Here is a 21,082-nt window from a genome sequence, read left to right as displayed (position 1 = left end):
TTTCTGTTCTGCAAGGAAAATTATGTAAGGGAGTGGCGTGATGTTCGATAGGATGCGTGAAAGATTCTTTAAGGGCCAATGGCGTACATCGAAGCCGATCATCGGATTGTTGGCCTTGGTCGTTGCAGCCTTTTTCTTTATACTGGCGATACCGAACATACAGACTCAGACCTATAATTTGGAGAAATACGGAACGGCCCCGGAGACGATCCGGTCCCCGATTACGATCGAAAACGAACAGAAAACAGACCAGCAGATAAGGGAAGTCACGAGAGCGGTAGATGACCGCTACACGGTTTCTGAGGATATAACGGAAGAGCGGATATCCATGATCGAAGAAATTTTTGATGTAGTGGAAGAAACGGGCGCTGGAGGAGACGATGCCGCTGGGAAGGAAGAGCAGCTTAGGAAAGTGCAGGCTCTTCTTTCTGATGAAATTACTTCAGAGCTTCCGACGGAGATTTTTCTACCGCTGCTACAGGCAGACAAAGAGGAAAGGGAAACGGCGGAACAATTTCTTATCCCCTCCGTACATACTGCTTTAGAAGATGGAATCCGTGCGGAAGATCTGCCGGATGCCGAGCGGAACATTCATCTCAAAGCAGAATACTCCAGCGTGCCTGCTTCTTTAAAGCAAGTGGTTTCCGACATTGCAGCGTTTGGGCTCGTGGAAAATTCGCTTTACGATCCGAGGAGGACGGAAGAAGCAATTAAGTCAGCAGCCTCCCAGGTCGAACCCGTCATGATCCGTGCAGGGGAGGTGCTGGTCCAAAAAGGGTCAACCATTACCAATGATATTTACGAAGACCTTCGTTTAACGGGTGTGTTGAAAGAGCAGAGAAACCTTTTGCCATTTTTGGGACTGGCATGTTTTGCGCTTCTTTTGGGGACGATTATGTATATGGAAAGTTTCCGTGCTGTGCATCATTACGGCCTTTCACTAAGTCACCTGGCGATTACGGCGCTCATATCCATCTTTATGGTTTTTTTGATGAAGATGATCAGTCTTTATGATAGTATGGATCAGCCTATCTTTTATTTAGTTCCGGCAGCGACAGGGGCGGTGTTGATCAAAGTCCTTTGTCGGGAGAGACTGGCTCTTGTTATGGCGATCCTCTATGCGCTTATGGGCTGTGTATTGTTCAACGGACAATTGTCCGGTACGCTGAATGCTGCTGCCGGTATGTACCTGCTCTTATCCCAGTTGGCCGGTATCTTCTTTCTTACAAGGAAGAAAGAAAGGTTGTCCATCGTGAAGGCGAGTGCCGGTGTTGCTATCACCAATATATGTACCATCTTGTTCTTCCTATTCATTTCTTTTGAGAAATACACCTGGTCGGAAGTGCTCCTTTGTTGCGGGTACGGCTTTGCTGCTGCCATGATTGCGGCGGTTCTTACCCTTGGTCTCCTTCCTTTCTTCGAGACAGGTTTCGGTATACTGTCCGACCAGAAACTGTTAGCCTTGGCAAGTCCCAATCACCCGGTCCTGCGGAAAATATTGATAGAAGCACCCGGGACGTACCATCACAGTGTTATGGTCGCTAACTTAAGTGAAGCGGCATGCGAGTCCATTGGTGCCAACGGACTTTTGGCGAGAGTAGCTGCTTATTATCATGATTTAGGAAAAACGGTAAAACCGCATTTTTTTATCGAGAATCAAATGGGGATGAAGAACCCTCATGATTATATGGAACCGGAAGAGAGTGCCGAAATCATTATCGATCACCCTTATGCAGGAGCGGCCATGCTGGAAAAGGAAAACTTTCCGCCCGAGATTATTGCAATTGCGGAACAGCATCACGGAACGACTCTGCTCAAATATTTCTTCCATAAGGCACAGGAACGTAGAGAGAGCGTGAAGGAGGAAGAGTTCCGTTACCCGGGGCCCAAACCTCAAACAAAAGAAGCTGCGATTATCAATATCTGCGATTCCGTTGAGGCTGCTGTTCGTTCTTTGGACCATCCGACAGCAGATAAAATTCGCTCCATCGTCCGCTCCATTATGGAAAGCCGCTTGCTTGATGGGCAGTTAGACGACAGCCATTTGACGTTTAATGACCTTAAGAAGTTGGAATATGCCATATGTGAGACGCTTCAAGGGATCTACCATTCAAGAATTGAATATCCGGATACGAAACAATTAGTCAGGGAGGCTAAATAATGATTACCATTGATTTTCATGATGAAACGAATTCCGTCGACGAAGCGTTCGTTGACTTGATCCACCGCATCATTAGTTTTGCAGGAGAGAAAGAGGGAATTGAAGCGGAAGCAGAAGTGTCTGTTAGTTTCGTGGATGATAAAGAAATTCAGGAGATTAACCGAAATTACCGACAAAAAGATACACCGACGGATGTGATTTCCTTCGCTATGCAGGAATTGGGAGAAGGAGAAGAAGAAGTGAACGTGCTGGATGAAAATATGCCGATGATTCTCGGAGACATCATTATTTCTGTTGATACAGCGAAGGTGCAGGCGGAAGAATATGGGCATTCCCTTGAAAGAGAGCTCGGTTTCCTTGCTTTGCACGGTTTCCTGCATCTCCTGGGATATGACCATATGAATACTGAGGATGAGAAGAAGATGTTTGGCCGTCAAGAGGAAATCCTCCATGAGTTCGGACTCGAAAGGTCGTAAAAAGAAACGGGGAATTGGATTTCGATATGCTTGGCACGGTCTTGTTCGTGTCATAAGCTCTGAGCGAAACTTTCGAATCCATCTCTCCGTCGCTTCCATCGTATGTATCGCGGGTGCTGTGTTCTCGATTTCCGCTTTGGAATGGGCGGTTGTTGTGGGGATCATCGCTCTTGTAATGACACTGGAGATGGTGAACTCCGCGATTGAACGGATCCTGGATCATCTCGCTCCAGAGCGGCATCCTGCGGTGGGGGAAGTTAAAGATATAGCGGCAGGTGCGGTGCTCGTCGCGAGCGCCGGATCGATCGTGATCGGATTGATCATTTTCCTGCCGAAACTCATTCCGTTGCTCTAACTTCATGAAAGTATGGGCAATGTATAGTAGAATATAGAGAGTAACGTTTAAGTAATTATTGGAGGAACAGCTATGACAGACAATTTCAAGTCCGGTTTCATCACGATCGTAGGTCGTCCGAATGTCGGGAAATCGACATTTATGAACCGCGTCATCGGGGAAAAAATCGCAATTATGAGTGATAAGCCGCAAACAACGAGAAACAAAATTCAAGGGGTCTATACAGATAAAGAAGCACAAATGATATTTATTGATACACCCGGTATCCATAAGCCGAAGCACCGCCTCGGGGACTATATGGTCAATGTTGCTGAGAATACGCTGAATGAAGTGGATGCCGTCTTGTTTATGATCAATGCGGAGGAAGGATACGGCCGGGGAGACCAATTCATCATTGATCGTCTCCAACGCGTCGACCAACCGGTATTCCTGATCATCAATAAGATTGATAAGGTGCATCCGGATGAATTGCTCCCTTTAATTGAGCAGTATAAAGGAATGTTCGACTTTGAAGAAATCATTCCTATTTCCGCCCTTGAGGGGAACAATGTGAACCACCTTGTCTCCGTCCTGAAGAATCATCTTCCGGAAGGTCCTCAGTTTTATCCGGAAGATCAAATCACCGATCACCCGGAGCGCTTTGTTATCAGTGAATTCATCAGGGAAAAAGTACTGCATCTGACAAGAGAGGAAGTTCCGCACTCCATCGCGGTGGTTATCGAGGGAATTGAAAAGCGGAAAAACTCTAATGCCGTTTATATCCAGGCTGCCATCATTGTAGAGCGGAAATCACAGAAAGGCATCATCATCGGCAAGCAGGGCAGTATGTTGAAGGAAGTCGGAAAGCGTGCCCGGAAGGATATTGAAGCGCTGCTTGGCAGTAAGGTGTTCCTGGAGCTTTGGGTCAAGGTGCAGAAAGACTGGCGCAACAAGCAGATCCAGCTCAGCGATTTCGGCTATCGGGAAGACGAATATTGATACTTGGAAAAAATTAAGCCTTATGGTTTCAAGGAGAAGAACGCATTCTAATATTGTGTATTTGTTTAACAATGATTATGAAAGGCGGTGTTTCTTGTGCGCGACAAACTTTCATGGAATGTTTTCAGTATGACTGGAAGCGTGGAGACGTATTTGTTAATGAAAGAGTTGGAGTCTCAAGATCAACAGTCTGAAGAGAAACATGCTTCTTCTCCTGAATTTTTATCAACAGATGAGTGGAGACACTAACGAAGCAGGTGAGCCATTTGTTAGACAAAGTGGAAGGCTTGGTCATCCGGACGAACGATTACGGGGAGACTCATAAGGTCGTAACCCTGATGACTAGAGAAAAAGGTAAAATTGCTGTGATGGCGCGCGGGGCTAAAAAGCCGAAAAGCCGGATGTCATCGGTGACGCAGCCTTTCATCCATGGGATGTACCTCATTCATTCGGGGTCCGGATTAGGTTCTATGAGTCAGGGCGAGATGCTCTCTTCGCTGCGATCGATCCGCGAAGATATCGTTAAAACAGCGTACGCTTCTTATATTGCTGAATTGACGGACAAACTCATGGAAGAAAAACAGCCGGATCCTTTTCTTTTTGAACAGCTCCTGCAGACACTGTCCTGGATGAACGAAGGCAAGGATCCGAACATCCTTTCGATGATGTACGAACTGAAGATGTTCAAGAAAGCGGGCTTTGCTCCGGTCGTGGATCAGTGTATTCACTGCGGCAGTCAGGAAGGACCGTTCTCTTTCTCCATCGTGGAAGGAGGCGTCTTGTGCTTTCGTTGTAAAGGGCGCGATCCGGAAGCCTATGGACTGCCGGAACCGCTGCCGAAGCTGTTGCGTGTATTTCTACATATGGATGTCAAGCGTTTGGGTACCATCACGATGAAGGAAGAAAATAAGAAACTGCTCAGGCAGTTGATGGATGATTATTACGAACGATACGGCGGTTATTTTTTGAAATCAAAAAAGTTCCTCAGACAGCTTGATCAGTTCTCCTGATGTTATTTGACAGACATCAGTCAGTAGAGTATGATTTGAATACAAAATATCGTTTTGCGTTGAAGGAAAGTAGTAGCTGAACAATGCTGGTTAAAGCGAGCCTGTGGGGGTGAGAGTCAGGCATCATGCGGTTTGGTGAAGGCGTTCCGGAGCAAATTCTTTAAAAGTGGCTTTCTTATGGAGAAAGCAATTAGGGTGGAACCGCGGAGACCCCGTCCCTATGCCTGAAACAGGCATAGGGACGGGGTCTTTTTTATCTACCTATAATTCGAGGAGGGAAACAATGAACATACAAGATATGATCTTAACATTACAAAAACACTGGTCCGACCAGGGGTGTCTGCTCATGCAGGCATACGACACAGAGAAAGGGGCAGGGACGATGTCCCCGATGACACTGCTCCGGAGCCTTGGACCTGAGCCTTGGAACGTGGCATACGTGGAACCATCACGTCGCCCTGCGGATGGTCGATACGGCAAGAACCCGAACCGTCTTTATCAGCACCATCAATTTCAAGTGATCATGAAGCCTTCCCCGGATAATATCCAGGAACTCTACTTGGATTCTCTCCGCGCACTCGGTATCGACCCGGATAAGCACGATATCCGTTTCGTGGAAGATAACTGGGAGAACCCGACGCTTGGAGCTGCCGGGCTGGGCTGGGAAGTATGGCTCGACGGTATGGAAATTACGCAGTTCACTTATTTCCAACAAATCGGTGGATTGGAAGCACGCCCGGTTTCTGCTGAAATTACGTATGGCTTGGAGAGACTTGCCTCTTATATTCAGGATAAGGAGAATGTTTTCGAACTGGAATGGACGAATGGAGTTACGGTCGGAGATATTTTCACACAGCCGGAATATGAACATTCGGTCTATACGTTCGAAGCATCGGATGAACAAATGCTTTTCGATCTCTTTAATACTTACGAGCAGGAGGCAAAGCGCATTATGGAACAAGGCCTTGTTTTCCCTGCCTATGATTACGTATTGAAGTGTTCCCATACGTTCAACCTGCTTGACGCTAAAGGAGTCATCAGTGTGACAGAGCGTACCGGTTACATCTCAAGAGTTCGTAACCTTGCAAGGAAAATTGCCAAGACTTATGTGGAAGAACGCGAGCGCCTCGGATTCCCGATGCTGAAGGAGGAGAAGGATACCAATGAGTAAAACCGTATTGTTTGAACTTGGAGTTGAAGAATTACCGGCACGATTTATCGATGATGCCATCGGTCAATTAAAAGAGAAGACCATCGCTTGGTTGGAAGAGAACCGCATTCCTTACGGGGCTGTGAAAGACTTCGCCACCCCACGTCGTCTCGCTGTACAAATTACGGACGTAGCGGAAAAACAGCCGGATGTCGAGGAAGAAGCAAAAGGACCGGCCAAGAAAATCGCATTGGATGAAGAAGGCAACTGGACGAAAGCTGCCATCGGTTTTTCCAAGGGACAGGGAAAAGGTGTCGATGACATCTACTTCAAAGAAATCGGCGGAACGGAATATGTCCATGTCAACAAGTATATCGAGGGCCAGGAAACTTTCGAACTGCTGAAACAGTTTCGTGAAGTCTTCCTTAGTCTCTCGTTCCCGAAAAACATGCGCTGGGGAGATCGTGATCTTCGCTATGTCCGCCCGATTCGCTGGATTGCAGCACTTTTTGGAGAAGAAGTCATTCCTTTCACCATTGAGAATGTAGAAGCCGGTAAAACAACATTCGGTCATCGCTTCCTCGGTGGAAAGACGACGATCCCTTCTGCTGACCAGTACGAACAAATAATGAAGGATCAAAACGTTCTTGCTTCAGCCGAGGAGAGGAAACAGGAAATCCATCGTCAATTAAAAGCTTTGGAAGCATCAAAAGGCTGGAAACTCATCATTGATGAAGACCTGTTGAATGAAGTTACCCATCTTGTGGAATATCCAACAGTGTTCAGTGGAAGCTTCTCCGATGAATTCCTCGCCATTCCGGAAGAAGCATTGATTACTTCTATGAAGGAGCATCAGCGATATTTCCCTGTTCGTTCTAAAGAAGGAACGCTTCTCTCCTATTTCGTAGGAGTAAGGAACGGGAATGAAAAGCATATAGAGAATGTTGCACGAGGGAATGAAAAGGTTCTAAAGGCCCGTTTAAAAGACGCTCAATTCTTCTACGAGGAAGATCAAAAAGGCAGCATCGATCAGAAAATGGAGAAGCTGTCCCGGATGGTCTACCAGGAAGAGCTCGGGACGCTTGCTGATAAAGTGCAGCGGATCGTTGCCATTACAAAGAAATTGAGTGAGTGGCTTGACCTGGATGAAACGACTGGAAAACATGCGGTACGCGCAGCAGAAATCAGCAAATTCGACTTGGTTACACAAATGGTGGATGAGTTCACGGAACTTCAGGGCGTGATGGGGGAGAAGTACGCCCGCATCTTCGGAGAACCGGAAGAAGTTGCTGTCGCAATTAATGAGCACTACATGCCTCGTCAGGCAAATGGAGAGGTGCCAGCAAGCGTCATCGGCTCCATCGTAAGTATAGCTGACAAACTCGATACCATTGTCGGAAGTATCTCTATCGGCATTATTCCAACCGGTTCTCAAGACCCATACGGCTTACGTCGTCAAGCCCTTGGAATCTTACAGACTTTGAATGAGAGAAAGTGGAACGTGCCAGTGGAAAACCTCATTGACCTTGTGCACCAGTTCTACATAGAACTGAGCCTGCCGACCCGCACGAAAGAAGAAGTCCATGAAGATCTTCACGAATTTTTCCGTGTTCGTGCCGCGTATTTGTTAAGAGAAGACCATATCGATCCGGATATCGTCGAAGCGGTGCTTGCAAACGGCATCGGTGTCTTTCCTTCCGCTTCTGCTAAAGGACGTATCCTCGTTGAGAAAAGACAGGATCAGGCATTTAAACCAGTCCATGAAGCACTGGGGCGTGTACTGAATCTTGCTAAAAAGGCTGAGGATGCAGGAACAGTCGATCCATCCTTGTTTGAAAACGCGGAAGAAGAACGACTTCATCAAGCACATCAATCCATACACGAAGCGTATGTGGCACTTCTGCAACAGGAGCAGTGGGAGGATGCACTGAATAAGTTGTCCGGACTTGCTGAACCTATTCACGCATTCTTTGAACACACCATGGTCATGGCCGAAGACAAGAACGTACGCCTTAATCGTTTAAGCATGCTGAAAGCCATTGCTGAAGATGTTTATCTGTTTGCAGACTTGAATGCAATCGAGTGGAAACAGCAGTTCTGAGTCACCCCCTTTTACCCGAAGAAGAATATGAGCTATAATAGTAAATAGTATGTCACATTGAGTGATCAGGGTGGTGATGGATTGGAATTATCTAATCGACAGGAACAAATCATACAAATCGTGAAAGACAATGGACCGATCACCGGGGAGAACATAGCGGAGCGCTTGAATTTGACGCGGGCTACCCTGCGTCCGGACCTGGCCATTTTGACTATGGCCGGTTACTTGGATGCCAGGCCCCGTGTCGGATACTTCTTCACCGGCAAGACGGGGTCCGAGCTCTTCACTGAAAAGTTGAAGAAATTCAAAGTAGAGGAATACCAATCGATACCGATTGTCGTCGACGAAAACGTGTCTGCATATGATGCGATCTGCACAATGTTCCTGGAAGATGTAGGGACCCTTTTCGTAATCAATGAGCACACGCACCTCGTCGGTGTTCTTTCGAGGAAAGATTTGCTGCGTGCAAGCATCGGCAATCAAGATTTGACCTCTGTACCCGTCCACATCATCATGACACGTATGCCGAATATAACCGTATGTCAACCCGAAGACCTTCTTTTGGATGCCGCACAAAAATTGATTGAGAAGCAGATCGACGGACTTCCTGTCGTTACACCCGAGGAAAGTGGGCAGGTCGTAGTCGGAAGGTTGACGAAAACAAATATTACGAAGGCTCTCGTTGAGCTTGCCCGGGATCAACATTTATGAGTCGAGGAAGGTAGGGATGGGAATCGTGGATAAACCATTGATATATGTACTCTCGGATTCCGTCGGTGAAACAGCGGAATTGGTCGTGAAAGCCTGTCTCAGCCAATTCGATGATGGACCGTTCGATTTGCAGCGCATTCCGTATGTAGAAGATAAGGGGACCATTAACGAGGCGGTCCAGCAGGCAAAGGAGCAGGGCGCTATGATCGGTTTCACTCTTGTTGTTCCGGAATTCAGGGATCATCTTATGAAAGAAGCCGACAAGCTGGGCGTTAAGTGTGTAGACATCATGGGACCTATGATGGAGTTAATGGAAGACCATCTGCATATCAAACCACGGCTTGAACCGGGTCTTGTTCACAAACTGGATGCAGATTACTTCAAGCGGGTGGAAGCGATAGAGTTCGCCGTCCGTTACGATGACGGCAGGGATCCAAGAGGGATTACCAAAGCGGACATCGTTTTGATCGGCGTATCAAGGACATCTAAAACTCCGCTATCGCAATACCTGGCTCATAAGCGTTTAAAGGTAGCGAACGTTCCAATTGTTCCGGAAGTCCAGCCTCCTTCTGAGTTGTTCCGGGTTGATCCGGAGAAATGCATCGGCTTGAAGATCAGTGCGGAGAAGCTGAACGATATCCGTAAAGAACGTCTGAAGTCGCTTGGTCTTGGGGCGCAGGCGAGCTATGCGAATATGGACAGAATTAATCAGGAACTTAATCATTTCAACAAGATCGTAGAGCGGATCGGCTGCCCGGTCATCGATGTTTCCAACAAAGCAGTGGAAGAGACAGCTAACGTTATTTTGAACAAACTCCGCAAAGATGCTCAGCAATAGTAAAGATGAAGGAAGTCGCGCTTTGATTAAGCGCGACTTTTGTTGGGAAGAATGAATTTAGGTAAAATTGGACATGGCATAAACAGGAGGAATGTATTATAATATCTATTTGTGGTAAAAATCCTTAAGGGAGAAGCGCTTTTCCCTTATCTTCCAACAGGGAACGCTGCTTAACACCCCTGTGAACTTTTCAGAATAATAAAACATTCGTAATTTAGGAGGATTCTACCGCTTATTGTAGAAATACTGATACTATGCCAAAACATAATGTAACCGTATGGGTGGATGCAGACAGCTGCCCGGTCCAGGATGAAATAGTCGAAGTATGCAGCCAGTATGAACTAACTCCTCAATTCATCGCGACCGTCAATCATTACAGCATGAACAAATCGATGATGGAATGGACGTTTGTAGATCACGGATCGCAGTCTGTCGATTTATACATTCTCAATCATGTAAAAAAGTACGATGTCGTCATTACACAGGACTTGTCTCTGGCCGTCCTGCTTACGCCCAAAAGGGTTTATGTCATGACGCCTAGAGGTAAACTGATTAGAGAAGGCGATGCCGATCATATTATGAATCAGAAGTTTCTCCGTCAGCAGACGATGAAACAGAGGAAACGATGGAAAGGCCCTTCTTCCTTTACAATGGAAGACCGGGACAAGTTTCGCGAAGTTTTTTCAGCGCTGTTGAGAGAGCAAGAAGGATTTTGAAGGAAGAGCAAGAATAATGGAGTAGTATGGTGATAATATGGCTGGACATATCCCAGAAGAAACTGTCGATCAGATTAGAAAGTCGATAGATATCGTCGATGTTATCGGTAATTATATCGACTTAAAGAAGCAAGGAAGAAACTACTTTGGTCTTTGTCCTTTTCATGGAGAAAGCACTCCTTCTTTTTCCGTTTCTCAGGATAAGCAGATATTTCACTGCTTTGGTTGTGGAAAGGGAGGGAATGTTTATACCTTTCTGATGGAAATGGAGGGCTTCAGCTTTATACAGGCGCTTAAGCAGCTCGCCGAGCAGGCCGGCATTGATCTGCCTGATCAGGTGACAAATGAGCGGCCATCCGAAAAGAGTACAGAAGCCCAAGCAATGTTGGAAGCACACCAGTGGCTTACCAAATTATATCATCATTTGTTAAAGAATTCCAAAGAAGGCCGGGAAGCCTATCAGTATCTGATTGATCGGGGGTTTACCGATGAGACGATACAAAAGTACCAAATGGGCTACTCCCCGGAATCGAAGGACTTTGTGGTCACGTTTCTTGAGAAGAAAGGTTTTCATCCGCAGACAATGGTGAAGGCGGGTTTGCTGAGTGTTAACGATCAGGGAGATTACGCCGACCGTTTTCGAGGGAGAGTCATATTCCCCCTGCGCAATCACCTTGGAAAGACAGTCGCATTTGCCGGCCGTTCTCTTGGGAAGCAGGAGCCGAAATATTTAAACAGCCCGGAGACCGAACTGTTTCACAAAGGAAGACTCTTATACAATTTCGACCAGGCGAGGGCGTCGATTCGAAAAGAAAAATCGGTTATCCTTTTTGAAGGGTTCGGGGACGTTATTTCCGCAGATCAAGCCGGGGTTCATAATGGTGTAGCGACCATGGGAACTGCCATTTCAAGTGCCCAGGCAAACCTTCTCAAAAAATATGTGGATCAGATTATTGTCTGTTATGACGGGGACAAGCCGGGTATAGAGGCAGCCGTAAAGGCGGCTAAACTTGTGAAAAGCGTAGGGTGTCAAACGTATGTGGCCCGAGTGCCAGATGGACTTGATCCGGATGACTTTATTCAAAAACACGGCGGTGAACGTTTCCGGAAAGAAGTGCTGGACACGAGCGAAACGTATATTTCGTTCATGATGAGCTATCTCAGGCGCGATTATAACCTCCAATTAGAAGGAGATCAAATTGCTTATATCGAAAAGGTATTACAAGAGATTTCCACGTTGGACCGTGCGATTGAAAGAGAGCACTACCTTAATGATATCGCGTCGGAGTTTGGATTATCGATCGACACGCTGAAAGAGGAAGTACAGTCGATCAGGGGCAGGGAAGCTCCCAAGGATAAGGAAAGCAATAACCGATATACTAACACTACAACGAGACAGTCATCGGTGCAGAAGAAGCTGCTTCCTGCTTTTCATAATGCGGAGAGAAAGCTGATTGCGTATATGTTGAACGATCCTTATATTGCTGATAAAGTTCAGGAGGAAATAGGGGGAGCTTTCAATATTGAAGATCATCAGGTCATTGTGACCCATCTTTACGCATATTATGAAGACGGCAATGAATCAGATGTCAGCCAGTTTGTGGAACGAATTGAGGATCCTTCTATTAAGAATCTGGCCGTTGAGCTGGCGATGGCACCGAACGGAGAAGAAATCTCCGATCAGGAAATCCAGGATTATATCGTAAGGATACGATCAGAACAGACGGATCGGACGGACATTAAAGGATTAGAAGCCGAACTGAAAAAAGCAGAACAGCAAAATGATCCAATTAAAGCAGCCCAGATTGCAATGGATCTCATTAAAAGGAAACAAGCCTTAAAACACAACTAGGTTTTAGTTTGTATAGATTGTTGGAAGGAGGGGGACACATGGCAAATAAGAAACAACAGCCATCACGTTCTAAAGAAACGGAAAATCAGACAGAATTGACCCTTGAGCAGGCAAAAGAGCAGGTAGTGGAAATAGGTAAGAAAAGAGGGGTGCTTGCATACGAGGAAATCGCTGAAAAGCTCTCCAATTTTGAATTGGATTCAGATCAGATGGATGAATTCTACGAGCACTTAAGTGAGCAGGGAATCGAGGTAATCGGTGACTCTGAATCGGATCCAAGTATGAAACAGCTCGACAAAGAAGAGGAATTCGACCTCAACGATTTAAGTGTACCTCCCGGTGTGAAAATCAATGACCCAGTCCGTATGTACTTGAAAGAAATCGGGCGCGTCAACCTTCTTTCTGCTAAAGATGAAATCAGTCTGGCACAGCGGATTGAAAGTGGAGATGAAGAAGCGAAGCGGGACTTGGCGGAAGCAAACCTTCGTTTGGTCGTCAGTATCGCCAAGCGTTATGTAGGTCGCGGCATGCTGTTCCTTGATCTCATTCAAGAAGGGAACATGGGCCTGATCAAAGCGGTTGAGAAATTTGATTACCGAAAAGGGTACAAGTTCAGCACGTACGCAACGTGGTGGATCAGACAGGCGATTACCCGCGCCATTGCTGACCAGGCTCGTACGATTCGTATTCCTGTTCACATGGTGGAAACGATCAACAAATTGATTCGCGTCCAGCGTCAGCTTCTGCAGGATCTTGGCCGAGAGCCTACACCGGAAGAAATCGCACAGGACATGGATCTTACCCCGGATAAAGTAAGAGAGATTCTGAAGATTGCTCAGGAGCCTGTATCTTTGGAAACGCCTATCGGGGAAGAGGATGATTCTCATCTGGGAGACTTCATTGAGGATCAGGAAGCGACATCTCCTTCTGACCATGCAGCCTATGAACTATTAAAAGAGCAGCTCGAAGACGTGCTTGACACATTGACGGACCGTGAGGAAAACGTCCTCCGCCTTCGTTTCGGTCTGGATGATGGCCGCACACGCACGCTTGAAGAAGTAGGGAAAGTGTTCGGTGTCACCCGCGAAAGGATCCGTCAAATCGAAGCTAAAGCTCTGCGTAAGCTGAGACATCCGAGCCGAAGCAAACGTTTGAAAGACTTCATGGAATAAGCCCACAGACTCAGGACCCTTTTCTTGCAGAAAACGGGTTCTGGGTTTTTATTTTGGCTTCAGGAGGATGCTATGAGAGATGAGCGTACGAAGGTCATAATCAATGAGATCCATTACTGGAAGCAAAATCGTCTACTGCCTGCTACGTACTGTGATTTCCTGTTGGCTCTCTATACTCAGGGAGACGGTCAGGAGGAAAAAAGAGGTTCCCGGCTGAGGTGGAGCAGTCTCCTGTTCTACAGCTTTTTAGCTGTTACCCTGATTTTGTTACCCCTTTCATTTCTTGTCATTTATTTTACTCAAATGGGAATCATAATGCAAACAGGGCTTTTGTCGAGTTTTGTAATCACTGCATGGATTCATTCGGGTTGGTTAAAATATAGAAAATCGATTTGGTTTCCGCTTCCTCTGATTGTCGGTCTGCTTATCTTCTTCGTTCTTTCGATAACAGCGGTGGGGTATTATTTCCCTGGTTCATCCAGTTTGGCGTGGACGGCCGCTTTTCATTGCTTTCTTTGGGTAGCCATCGGACACCGTCTCAGCGTGAAAACCCTTACGATTTCTGGTTTGGCGGGATTTTTACTACTTGCAGTACTTGTGAATTTGTAAAATTTCACAGGTTTACTCTTTTATATGAAACAGTTTTCAAGTAGAATAAAGATAGTCGGACAGACGTGAAAAATTTAATAAGTGGGAATACATAAGGAGGTTGCAACCGATGAGAAGAAACCCTGTGATTCCATTCGCAGTGATTGCTGTTCTGGGGATCATCGCTATGATCATTGTATCCACAGCAGGTAACAATCAACGCGAAGCCATTCAGAACGAAGAAGAAGGCGGCGGAGAGCAGCAAGAAGAAACGGTAGATGCTAACCCTGAAGAGATGTTCCAAAGCAAATGTTCCAACTGTCACGGAGGCGACTTAAGCGGTGGCGCAGGTCCTAACCTGCAGGAAGTAGGCAGCCGCTATTCCGCTGAAGAAATTGAGGATATTATTGTAAACGGAAAAGGTTCCGCGATGCCTGCCGGGCTTTACACCGGAGAGCAAGCTACACAGCTGGCCGAATGGCTGGCAGAGAAAAAATAAGTAACAGGTAAGAAAAGCTTTCTGGGCTGTTTCAGAAAGCTTTTCTTTTTATGAGAGAGGGAATGAAGAAAACTATGAATGTTAACCAATTATCTGACCGTCTGGCTGTTGTAGCCGACTATTTGCCGAAAGGGGCCCGCTTTGCGGATATCGGTTCCGACCATGCCTATCTGCCTTGCTATGTCTGCCTTAAAGATGAAGCGGCGAGTGCTGTTGCCGGGGAAGTAAATCAAGGACCGTTTCAAAGTGCAGTAGACGAAGTGCAGACACATAACCTGGAGGCACGGATTGATGTACGGCTTGGAAATGGGCTCGAAGTGATCCAGCCAGAAGACGGCATCCAACAAATCACGATAGCGGGAATGGGCGGTCCCTTGATCCGGGATATCCTCGATCAGGGCAAAGATAAACTTGATTCAGTCGAAAGGATCATTACACAGCCGAACATCGATGCTAAGGCACTTCGCCTTTGGTACATCGCTAACGGGTACGAGCTCATCGAAGAACAGATACTCGAAGAGAACGGTCACATCTATGAGGTGCTCGTTGCAGAAAAAGGAGAACCGGAAAGACCTTATACATCGAACAAAGAGAAGGAATTGTGGCTCGGACCGTTTCTCTTGTCTGAAAGAAATGATGCGTTTATACAGAAATGTAAAGAGGAAAAGCAAAAGAAGGAATACGTGCTCAGCCAGGTGAAGCAGGCGGCGCGATTCGATGAAGAGAAAATAGCCCGATTGCAGCAAGAAATCGATTGGCTGAAGGAGGAATTGGGGTCATGAATGCAACCATGACAGCACAACAGATTATTAAACGGTTGGAAGAGTGGTCACCTAAAACGTTGGCCTACGATTGGGATAATGTCGGCCTTCAGGTGGGATCATTAAATAAACCGGTCCGTAACGTTATGGTGACGCTGGATGTGTTAGAGAACGTCGTGGATGAAGCCGTTGAAAAGAACGTCGATTTAATTATTGCCCATCATCCGCTACTATTCGTCAAGCTTCATCAAATTAACTTTGATACGCCGAAGGGGCGGGTCGTTCGCAAACTGATCCAACATGATATCACCGTCTATGCCGCCCATACCAATCTGGATATTGCAAGTGGCGGTGTAAACGATGTGATGGCAGATGCCCTCGGGTTGAAGGACACGAGACCATTGATGGAAACAGGGAAAGAAGAGCTTGTAAAGCTTGTTGTTTTCGTCCCGGAGACACATACGTCTAACGTCCAGGCAGCCCTGGGGTCCGCCGGCGCGGGCCATATCGGCAATTACAGCCACTGCTCTTACCAAAGTAAAGGGCATGGAGCTTTTCTCCCTCTGGAAGGTACGGACCCTTATCTCGGGGAAAGCGGAAAACTGGAAACCGTCGATGAGGTGAGGTTGGAGACGATTGTGGAAAAGCGTAAGCTCAAAGATGTGCTCCGGTCTATGGAAGAGGCGCATCCTTATGAGGAAGTCGCCTATGACATCTATCCACTATTGAATGAAGGTGCCTCTTATGGGCTTGGCCGGATTGGGGAGCTGGATGCTCCTGAAGCACTGGAACTGTTCGCTGAAAAAGTGAAGGTTGCCTATGAGATTCCGGCTTTACGTGTTACAGGCAGAATGGACAAGCAAGTGAAAAAGGTTGCTGTTCTCGGAGGAAGTGGAGAGAAATACATTCATGCAGCGAAGCGCATGGGCGCAGATGTCTATATAACAGGCGATATGACGTTCCACGCAGCGCAGGACGCTTTGGAAATGGGGCTTGCTGTCATTGATCCCGGTCACCATGTCGAAAAGCTCATCTGTCCGGTCATTAAAGATTTCCTTGAGCAGGAGTGTAATAAGGATGAAAGGATGAACATTATGGTATCCGAGGCGGTAACGGAACCGTTCACTTTCCAGTAAAAAGAAGGGTGAACAATCTATCCTTAGCTGTCCGGCACCATAAAAGTAGTCCTCAGGATTCAAGGGACCGGCGTTGGTTTATGTTTCTCCAACATACAAAAAAAGCAGGGGGCACGATGTGCTCCCTGCTTTCCTTTATTTACGTTCGCGGTTCTTAACCTTGACGCGGGGCAGGATCTTTTTCTGCTCCACTTTGGATTCACGGATCCATGTTTCTTCATTATTTCTATCGTATTGTTCAATGAATTTAATGACTTCTTTCGTAATCGGTGTCGGTGTGGAGGCACCGGCAGTAACGGCTACCTTCTCTACTCCTTCCAGCCATTCCAACTGGATTTCCGTTACATCGGCGATCCGGTAAGCGGTTGTCCCGGCCTTCTCCATGGAAACCTGCGCGAGACGGTTGGAGTTATTACTCTTAGGGTCACCGACGACAAGTGTGAGATCTGCGGCTCCTGCCTGTTCGGAAACAGCCTCCTGCCTTACTTGCGTAGCCATGCAGATCTCCTGCTGTTTCTCGAGCTGTGGATACTTTTCTTTTGCTTTTTCCATGACATCATACACATCCCATTGACTCATCGTCGTCTGGTTGGTAATCATCAGCTTGTCATGTGTCAGCGTGAGGTTTTCGACATCTTCTTCTGTCTGTACGAGATGCACTTTTCCGGGGGCAACGCCCATGGCTCCTTCAGGCTCCGGGTGTCCCTTCTTCCCGACATAAATGATTTCATAACCTTCAGCGACCTTCTTACGAATCAGATTATGTGTGTTCGTTACGTCCGGACAGGTTGCATCCAGCGTGACCAGCCCTTTCGCTTTCGCGCGCTCTTTCACTTCCGGGGATACTCCGTGAGCCGTGAAGATAACAGTGCCTTCATTGATTCCTTCCAAGAGATCCATCCGGTTCTTCCCGTCGACGGTGATAATTCCTTCTTCTTTGAAGGCATCCGTGACGTGGGAATTGTGGACGATCATCCCTAATATATGAATAGGGCGAGGCAGATTAGGGTCTTTGGCAGCATTCTGTGCAATGACCATGGCATCTACTACGCCATAACAATAACCGCGAGGGGCGATTTTAATGACTTCCATTTGTTAGCGTCCTCCTCTTTATACAATCCAGTGACTATTAAAGTACCATTTTCATTATAAAGGGTAAAGCGAAAGATGACAAAGAAAGTTGTCGCAATAGAACGTTATCGTGCATTTTGGCTCCCACTCCCTTATAATAGGGAAGGAACATTTTACATTAAAGGAGAACGGTTATGAGTAAGCATACATTTGATCAATACGCCATCACTTCGACAGTTAGTCGGATCGTCGAAGGATTGGGCTTTAAGACACCGACACCAATTCAGCAGCAGGTCCTGCCTCCTGCATTAAGAGGGGAGAGCCTGATCGGTCAATCACACACAGGCTCTGGAAAAACCCATGCATACCTGCTGCCTTTGTTGAACAAAATGGATGAATCGCTCGATGAAGTGCAGTTCGTTATTACAGCACCCACAAGGGAGCTAGCTATCCAAATTCACGAGGAAGTGAAAAAGGCAATAAGATTTGCTGGTAAAGAAGAAGCATGGTTGTCCAAGCTTTTGATCGGCGGAACGGACAAGCAGAAGATGGTCGATAAGCTTGCTTCCCGCAAGCCGCATATCGTTGTTGGAACACCGGGTCGTATTTTGGATATGGTGAAGGAAGAGGCGGTCGACCTCTATCATGCGAAAGGTTTTGTCTTAGATGAAGCGGACTTAATGCTTGATCTCGGTTTCATTGAAGAAGTCGACCAAATCCTTGTACGGATGGATGAAAACGTCCAAATGCTTGTATTCTCAGCAACGATCCCGGAGCGTTTACAGCCGTTCCTCAAAAAATATTTGACGAATCCTGTCCACATTCAAATCGAAGATGATAAACCGTCACCGGAAACAATGGAGCACCGTTTAGTACCGCTCCGTCATAAAGATCCGGCAGACGTAATCATAGAAATATCCAAATCGATTCAGCCGTACCTAGCGATTATCTTCACCAACGGAAAGAAACATGCAGACCAGCTTGCAGATGATCTGATTAGCCGTGGTCTTGAGGTCGGAGTCCTGCACGGTGGACTATCGCCAAGGGAACGAAAGCGGATGCTGAAGGAATTGCAAAGTCTTCGCTACCAGTATATTGTGGCAACGGACCTTGCTTCCCGTGGTATTGATATCCAGGGTGTGAGTCACGTCATCAATGCCCAAATGCCGAAAGAAGAAGAGTTCTATGTGCACCGCGTCGGAAGAACGGCCCGTGCCGGTCTTCAGGGAACGGCAATCAACCTGTATAAAGAATCTGATTTGCCGCTGATTCAAAAGCTCGAGAAGAAAGGCCTTACGTTCGAGTTTTATGAGGTGAAGAATGGCGAATGGAAAGAGATCAACGCCTACAATGAGCGTCAGAACAGAGAACGACGAACATCTGATATCGAGCGAAAAGCGAAACAGATGGTCCGGAAGCCGAAAAAAGTTAAACCAGGATATAAGAAGAAAATTAAAAAGGAAGCAAGTAAGAATCTGCGTAAATTGAAACGGGAAAGTTATAAGAGGAAATAAGAAAGGGAAGGGATTCCATGCTTAAAATCGGTTCACACGTATCGATGAAAGGGAAGAAGATGCTGTTAGGTGCCAGTGAAGAAGCGGCTTCCTATGGCTCCGGTACGTTTATGATCTACACAGGTGCGCCCCAGAATACGAGGCGTCGTCCGATCGAAGAATTGAATATCGAGGCGGGCCTGCAACATATGAAAGAACACGGTATTAATGATATCGTTGTTCACGCCCCGTATATCATTAACTTAGGAAATACAACGAAACCGGAAACGTTTGAACTCGGGGTTGATTTCCTTCGAAATGAAATCGAGCGTACAGAGGCTCTGGGTGCAAGACAGATTGTCCTGCATCCAGGATCTCATGTTGGACAAGGAGTAGATAAAGGGCTGCCAAAGATCATTGAAGGTTTGAATGAAGTGCTTCACAAAGATCAGCACGTCCAAATCGCTCTGGAGACGATGGCAGGTAAAGGATCCGAGATCGGCAGAAGTTTTGATGAACTGGCAAAAATTATGGATGGCGTAACGTTGAATGAAAAGCTGTCCGTATGTATGGATACGTGTCACATCCACGATGCGGGTTATGATGTCGTGAACGACTTTGACGGAGTGCTGGAAGACTTCGACCGGATCGTAGGGCTTGACCGCCTCAAGGTTGTACACGTGAATGACAGCAAGAACGTATGCGGCGCTCAGAAAGACCGTCATGAAAACATCGGGTTCGGACATATCGGCTTTGATGCTCTTCATAAAGTCGTCCATCATCCGGAGTTAAAGGATCTTCCAAAAATTCTCGAAACGCCTTATGTCGGAGAAGACAAAAAGAATAAAAAACCTCCGTATCGCTTTGAAATCGATATGATCAAAGAGGGTACGTTTGATGAAGGCTTAAAAGAGAAAATAATGGAACAATAAGGAAAAAAGGCAGGGGATCTTTCCCCTGCCTTTTTTTATTAGAGCCAATGCTCGACTCCGTATTCTTTAGCAACCTTTTTAAGTAAACGATGAACGGAAAGCGCTGTTTCTTTTGAAGTGATTTTAGCCAGTTTACCAAGCATACGTTTCCGGTCCTCAGAATCGAAGGGGTTCTCCTTCGATTTCCTCAGTTCTTTGACGATTTTTTCTGCTTCCTGCCGAGTGATTGGAATACCGTACTTCCGACTGTAGGATAATAAGTCATCAACGGTCATCTCTTTCAACTTCTGTGCAATGAACTGTTGGGCCACATGCTTCATCATTGGCAGATACTCCCCTTCTTCCCGCTATTTATAACACAGTATGAAAAGTGGGAAGGATTTGTGTTTTTTGAATGGCCCCAACTAAGAAGAAGTGAGTGGTGTGACGCCTCGCTGGCAACACGAATTTACCATGAACTCCCTCACTTAAAATCACCGTCAGGCACACATACTAAACGTGATTCTCCAAACAGAAAGTGAGGGTGTTCGTATGTATGATCCAAAGAAGCCTGTTGAGAATCAGGAAACAGAAAAAGCTCCGAGACACGGAGATGAATTAGAACAAGTGCACAATGGAGATGAGCCGACTACCGATGAAGTTTTGAATGAAGCTTTTGCAGAGATGCAGGAGCAGGATTTCAGACAGGAAGCCGGTTACCGTGAGCGTGCAGAAGATGTGGACGATCATGGACGTGGACCGGACCAGCCGGTTTACGGGGACAGTTACGAAGAGGAGTTCGCTCAGGAAGCGGCAATCGGCCGTATAGACGAACCGATGAACCATAGAGAACAAGAAACCACTATGGAAGAAAGGGAAGACGTCAAAGTCGGTATGGGCTGGATCGGGCTCACGGCTGCCATTCTCTCCTTCTTCTTTGCACCAATTATACTTGGTGTAACAGGCATCATTTTCGGTGCCATAGGGAAACGACGTGGTGCAGATACGCTTGGAAATATGGCGATTATCATCAGTATCGTATCTATTGCCTTTTCGTTGTTCTTCGCTCCATTTTTTAACTTGATCTGAATGTGAAAAGGGTG

22 protein-coding genes are annotated in these 21,082 nt (G+C 46.5%); 20 read left to right on the top strand and 2 right to left on the bottom strand.

All coding sequences use genetic code 11. The features are described 5' to 3' along the window. The first annotated feature begins 40 nt into the window (after positions 1 to 40). The 17 genes from QRD89_RS11945 (at position 41) to QRD89_RS11865 (ending at position 16,504) form a co-directional block, all read left to right on the top strand. Positions 41 to 2,161, top strand: a complete 2,121-nt coding sequence (locus QRD89_RS11945) for an HD family phosphohydrolase (protein ID WP_286095320.1) — start codon at positions 41 to 43, stop codon at positions 2,159 to 2,161. Next, the gene (gene ybeY / locus QRD89_RS11940; protein WP_062513813.1) at positions 2,158 to 2,637 is read left to right on the top strand and encodes an rRNA maturation RNase YbeY; all 480 of its coding nucleotides are present in this window, start codon (positions 2,158 to 2,160) and stop codon (positions 2,635 to 2,637) included. The genes QRD89_RS11945 and ybeY overlap by 4 nt, the downstream gene beginning before the upstream one ends. Next, positions 2,612 to 2,992 (top strand): diacylglycerol kinase family protein, encoded by a 381-nt coding sequence (locus QRD89_RS11935; RefSeq protein WP_286095319.1) that lies wholly within the window; start codon positions 2,612 to 2,614, stop codon positions 2,990 to 2,992. Before ybeY ends, QRD89_RS11935 begins: the two co-directional genes overlap by 26 nt. Positions 2,993 to 3,064: 72 nt before the next feature. Continuing rightward, positions 3,065 to 3,970, top strand: coding sequence for a GTPase Era (gene era, locus QRD89_RS11930; protein ID WP_008638268.1), 906 nt, complete (start codon positions 3,065 to 3,067; stop codon positions 3,968 to 3,970). Between the two features lie 96 nt (positions 3,971 to 4,066). After that, on the top strand, positions 4,067 to 4,219 hold the full coding sequence (locus QRD89_RS11925; protein ID WP_008638267.1) for a YqzL family protein: 153 nt from the start codon (positions 4,067 to 4,069) through the stop codon (positions 4,217 to 4,219). Positions 4,220 to 4,236: 17 nt separating this feature from the next. After that, positions 4,237 to 4,980 (top strand): DNA repair protein RecO, encoded by a 744-nt coding sequence (gene recO / locus QRD89_RS11920; protein WP_008638260.1) that lies wholly within the window; start codon positions 4,237 to 4,239, stop codon positions 4,978 to 4,980. A gap of 283 nt (positions 4,981 to 5,263) precedes the next feature. Next, complete coding sequence (glyQ, locus tag QRD89_RS11915; RefSeq protein WP_008638258.1) at positions 5,264 to 6,151, top strand: glycine--tRNA ligase subunit alpha; 888 nt, start codon at positions 5,264 to 5,266, stop codon at positions 6,149 to 6,151. Further along, on the top strand, positions 6,144 to 8,231 hold the full coding sequence (gene glyS, locus QRD89_RS11910; protein ID WP_286095318.1) for a glycine--tRNA ligase subunit beta: 2,088 nt from the start codon (positions 6,144 to 6,146) through the stop codon (positions 8,229 to 8,231). The genes glyQ and glyS overlap by 8 nt, the downstream gene beginning before the upstream one ends. An 81-nt stretch (positions 8,232 to 8,312) precedes the next feature. Further along, complete coding sequence (gene ccpN / locus QRD89_RS11905; RefSeq protein ID WP_026577201.1) at positions 8,313 to 8,942, top strand: transcriptional regulator CcpN; 630 nt, start codon at positions 8,313 to 8,315, stop codon at positions 8,940 to 8,942. 16 nt (positions 8,943 to 8,958) lie between these two features. Continuing rightward, entirely contained in the window at positions 8,959 to 9,780 is an 822-nt protein-coding gene (locus tag QRD89_RS11900; RefSeq protein ID WP_035387971.1) for a pyruvate, water dikinase regulatory protein, read from the top strand. Between the two features lie 254 nt (positions 9,781 to 10,034). Next, positions 10,035 to 10,496 (top strand): YaiI/YqxD family protein, encoded by a 462-nt coding sequence (locus QRD89_RS11895; RefSeq protein ID WP_008638248.1) that lies wholly within the window; start codon positions 10,035 to 10,037, stop codon positions 10,494 to 10,496. A 37-nt stretch (positions 10,497 to 10,533) separates the two neighbouring features. Further along, positions 10,534 to 12,348 carry a DNA primase gene (dnaG, locus tag QRD89_RS11890; RefSeq protein ID WP_286095317.1) on the top strand — a complete coding sequence of 605 codons (1,815 nt, stop codon included), beginning with the start codon at positions 10,534 to 10,536 and terminating at the stop codon, positions 12,346 to 12,348. A gap of 38 nt (positions 12,349 to 12,386) precedes the next feature. Further along, on the top strand, positions 12,387 to 13,520 hold the full coding sequence (rpoD, locus tag QRD89_RS11885; protein ID WP_008638243.1) for an RNA polymerase sigma factor RpoD: 1,134 nt from the start codon (positions 12,387 to 12,389) through the stop codon (positions 13,518 to 13,520). A gap of 72 nt (positions 13,521 to 13,592) precedes the next feature. Further along, complete coding sequence (locus QRD89_RS11880; protein WP_286095316.1) at positions 13,593 to 14,129, top strand: hypothetical protein; 537 nt, start codon at positions 13,593 to 13,595, stop codon at positions 14,127 to 14,129. Between the two features lie 109 nt (positions 14,130 to 14,238). Then, on the top strand, positions 14,239 to 14,607 hold the full coding sequence (cccA, locus tag QRD89_RS11875) for a cytochrome c550 (RefSeq protein WP_008638240.1): 369 nt from the start codon (positions 14,239 to 14,241) through the stop codon (positions 14,605 to 14,607). Positions 14,608 to 14,669: 62 nt separating this feature from the next. Further along, positions 14,670 to 15,389, top strand: coding sequence for a tRNA (adenine(22)-N(1))-methyltransferase (locus QRD89_RS11870; RefSeq protein WP_235601472.1), 720 nt, complete (start codon positions 14,670 to 14,672; stop codon positions 15,387 to 15,389). Continuing rightward, on the top strand, positions 15,386 to 16,504 hold the full coding sequence (locus QRD89_RS11865) for a Nif3-like dinuclear metal center hexameric protein (protein ID WP_286095315.1): 1,119 nt from the start codon (positions 15,386 to 15,388) through the stop codon (positions 16,502 to 16,504). The genes QRD89_RS11870 and QRD89_RS11865 overlap by 4 nt, the downstream gene beginning before the upstream one ends. 135 nt (positions 16,505 to 16,639) lie before the next feature. Here QRD89_RS11865 and QRD89_RS11860 read toward each other — a convergent pair whose 3' ends face one another. Then, positions 16,640 to 17,596, bottom strand: coding sequence for a 4-hydroxy-3-methylbut-2-enyl diphosphate reductase (locus QRD89_RS11860; RefSeq protein WP_008638233.1), 957 nt, complete (start codon positions 17,594 to 17,596; stop codon positions 16,640 to 16,642). Between the two features lie 173 nt (positions 17,597 to 17,769). Here QRD89_RS11860 and QRD89_RS11855 point away from each other — a divergent pair, with 173 nt between their 5' ends. Then, the gene (locus QRD89_RS11855; RefSeq protein WP_286095314.1) at positions 17,770 to 19,089 is read left to right on the top strand and encodes a DEAD/DEAH box helicase; all 1,320 of its coding nucleotides are present in this window, start codon (positions 17,770 to 17,772) and stop codon (positions 19,087 to 19,089) included. Between the two features lie 17 nt (positions 19,090 to 19,106). Further along, the gene (locus QRD89_RS11850; protein ID WP_286095313.1) at positions 19,107 to 20,000 is read left to right on the top strand and encodes a deoxyribonuclease IV; all 894 of its coding nucleotides are present in this window, start codon (positions 19,107 to 19,109) and stop codon (positions 19,998 to 20,000) included. Positions 20,001 to 20,038: 38 nt separating this feature from the next. Here the strand turns inward: QRD89_RS11850 and QRD89_RS11845 are convergent, their stop codons facing one another. Next, the gene (locus tag QRD89_RS11845; protein ID WP_286095312.1) at positions 20,039 to 20,323 is read right to left on the bottom strand and encodes a DUF2624 domain-containing protein; all 285 of its coding nucleotides are present in this window, start codon (positions 20,321 to 20,323) and stop codon (positions 20,039 to 20,041) included. Positions 20,324 to 20,531: 208 nt separating this feature from the next. Between QRD89_RS11845 and QRD89_RS11840 the strand changes: the two genes are divergently transcribed. Further along, positions 20,532 to 21,068, top strand: coding sequence for a hypothetical protein (locus tag QRD89_RS11840; protein WP_008638224.1), 537 nt, complete (start codon positions 20,532 to 20,534; stop codon positions 21,066 to 21,068). Positions 21,069 to 21,082 lie beyond the last annotated feature (14 nt).

It is taken from the genome of Halobacillus sp. ACCC02827 (genome assembly GCF_030291935.1).
Lineage (GTDB): Bacteria > Bacillota > Bacilli > Bacillales > Halobacillaceae > Halobacillus.
Note: the sequence above shows the minus strand (reverse complement) of the source record. Positions and strands in the feature narration are given on the sequence as shown.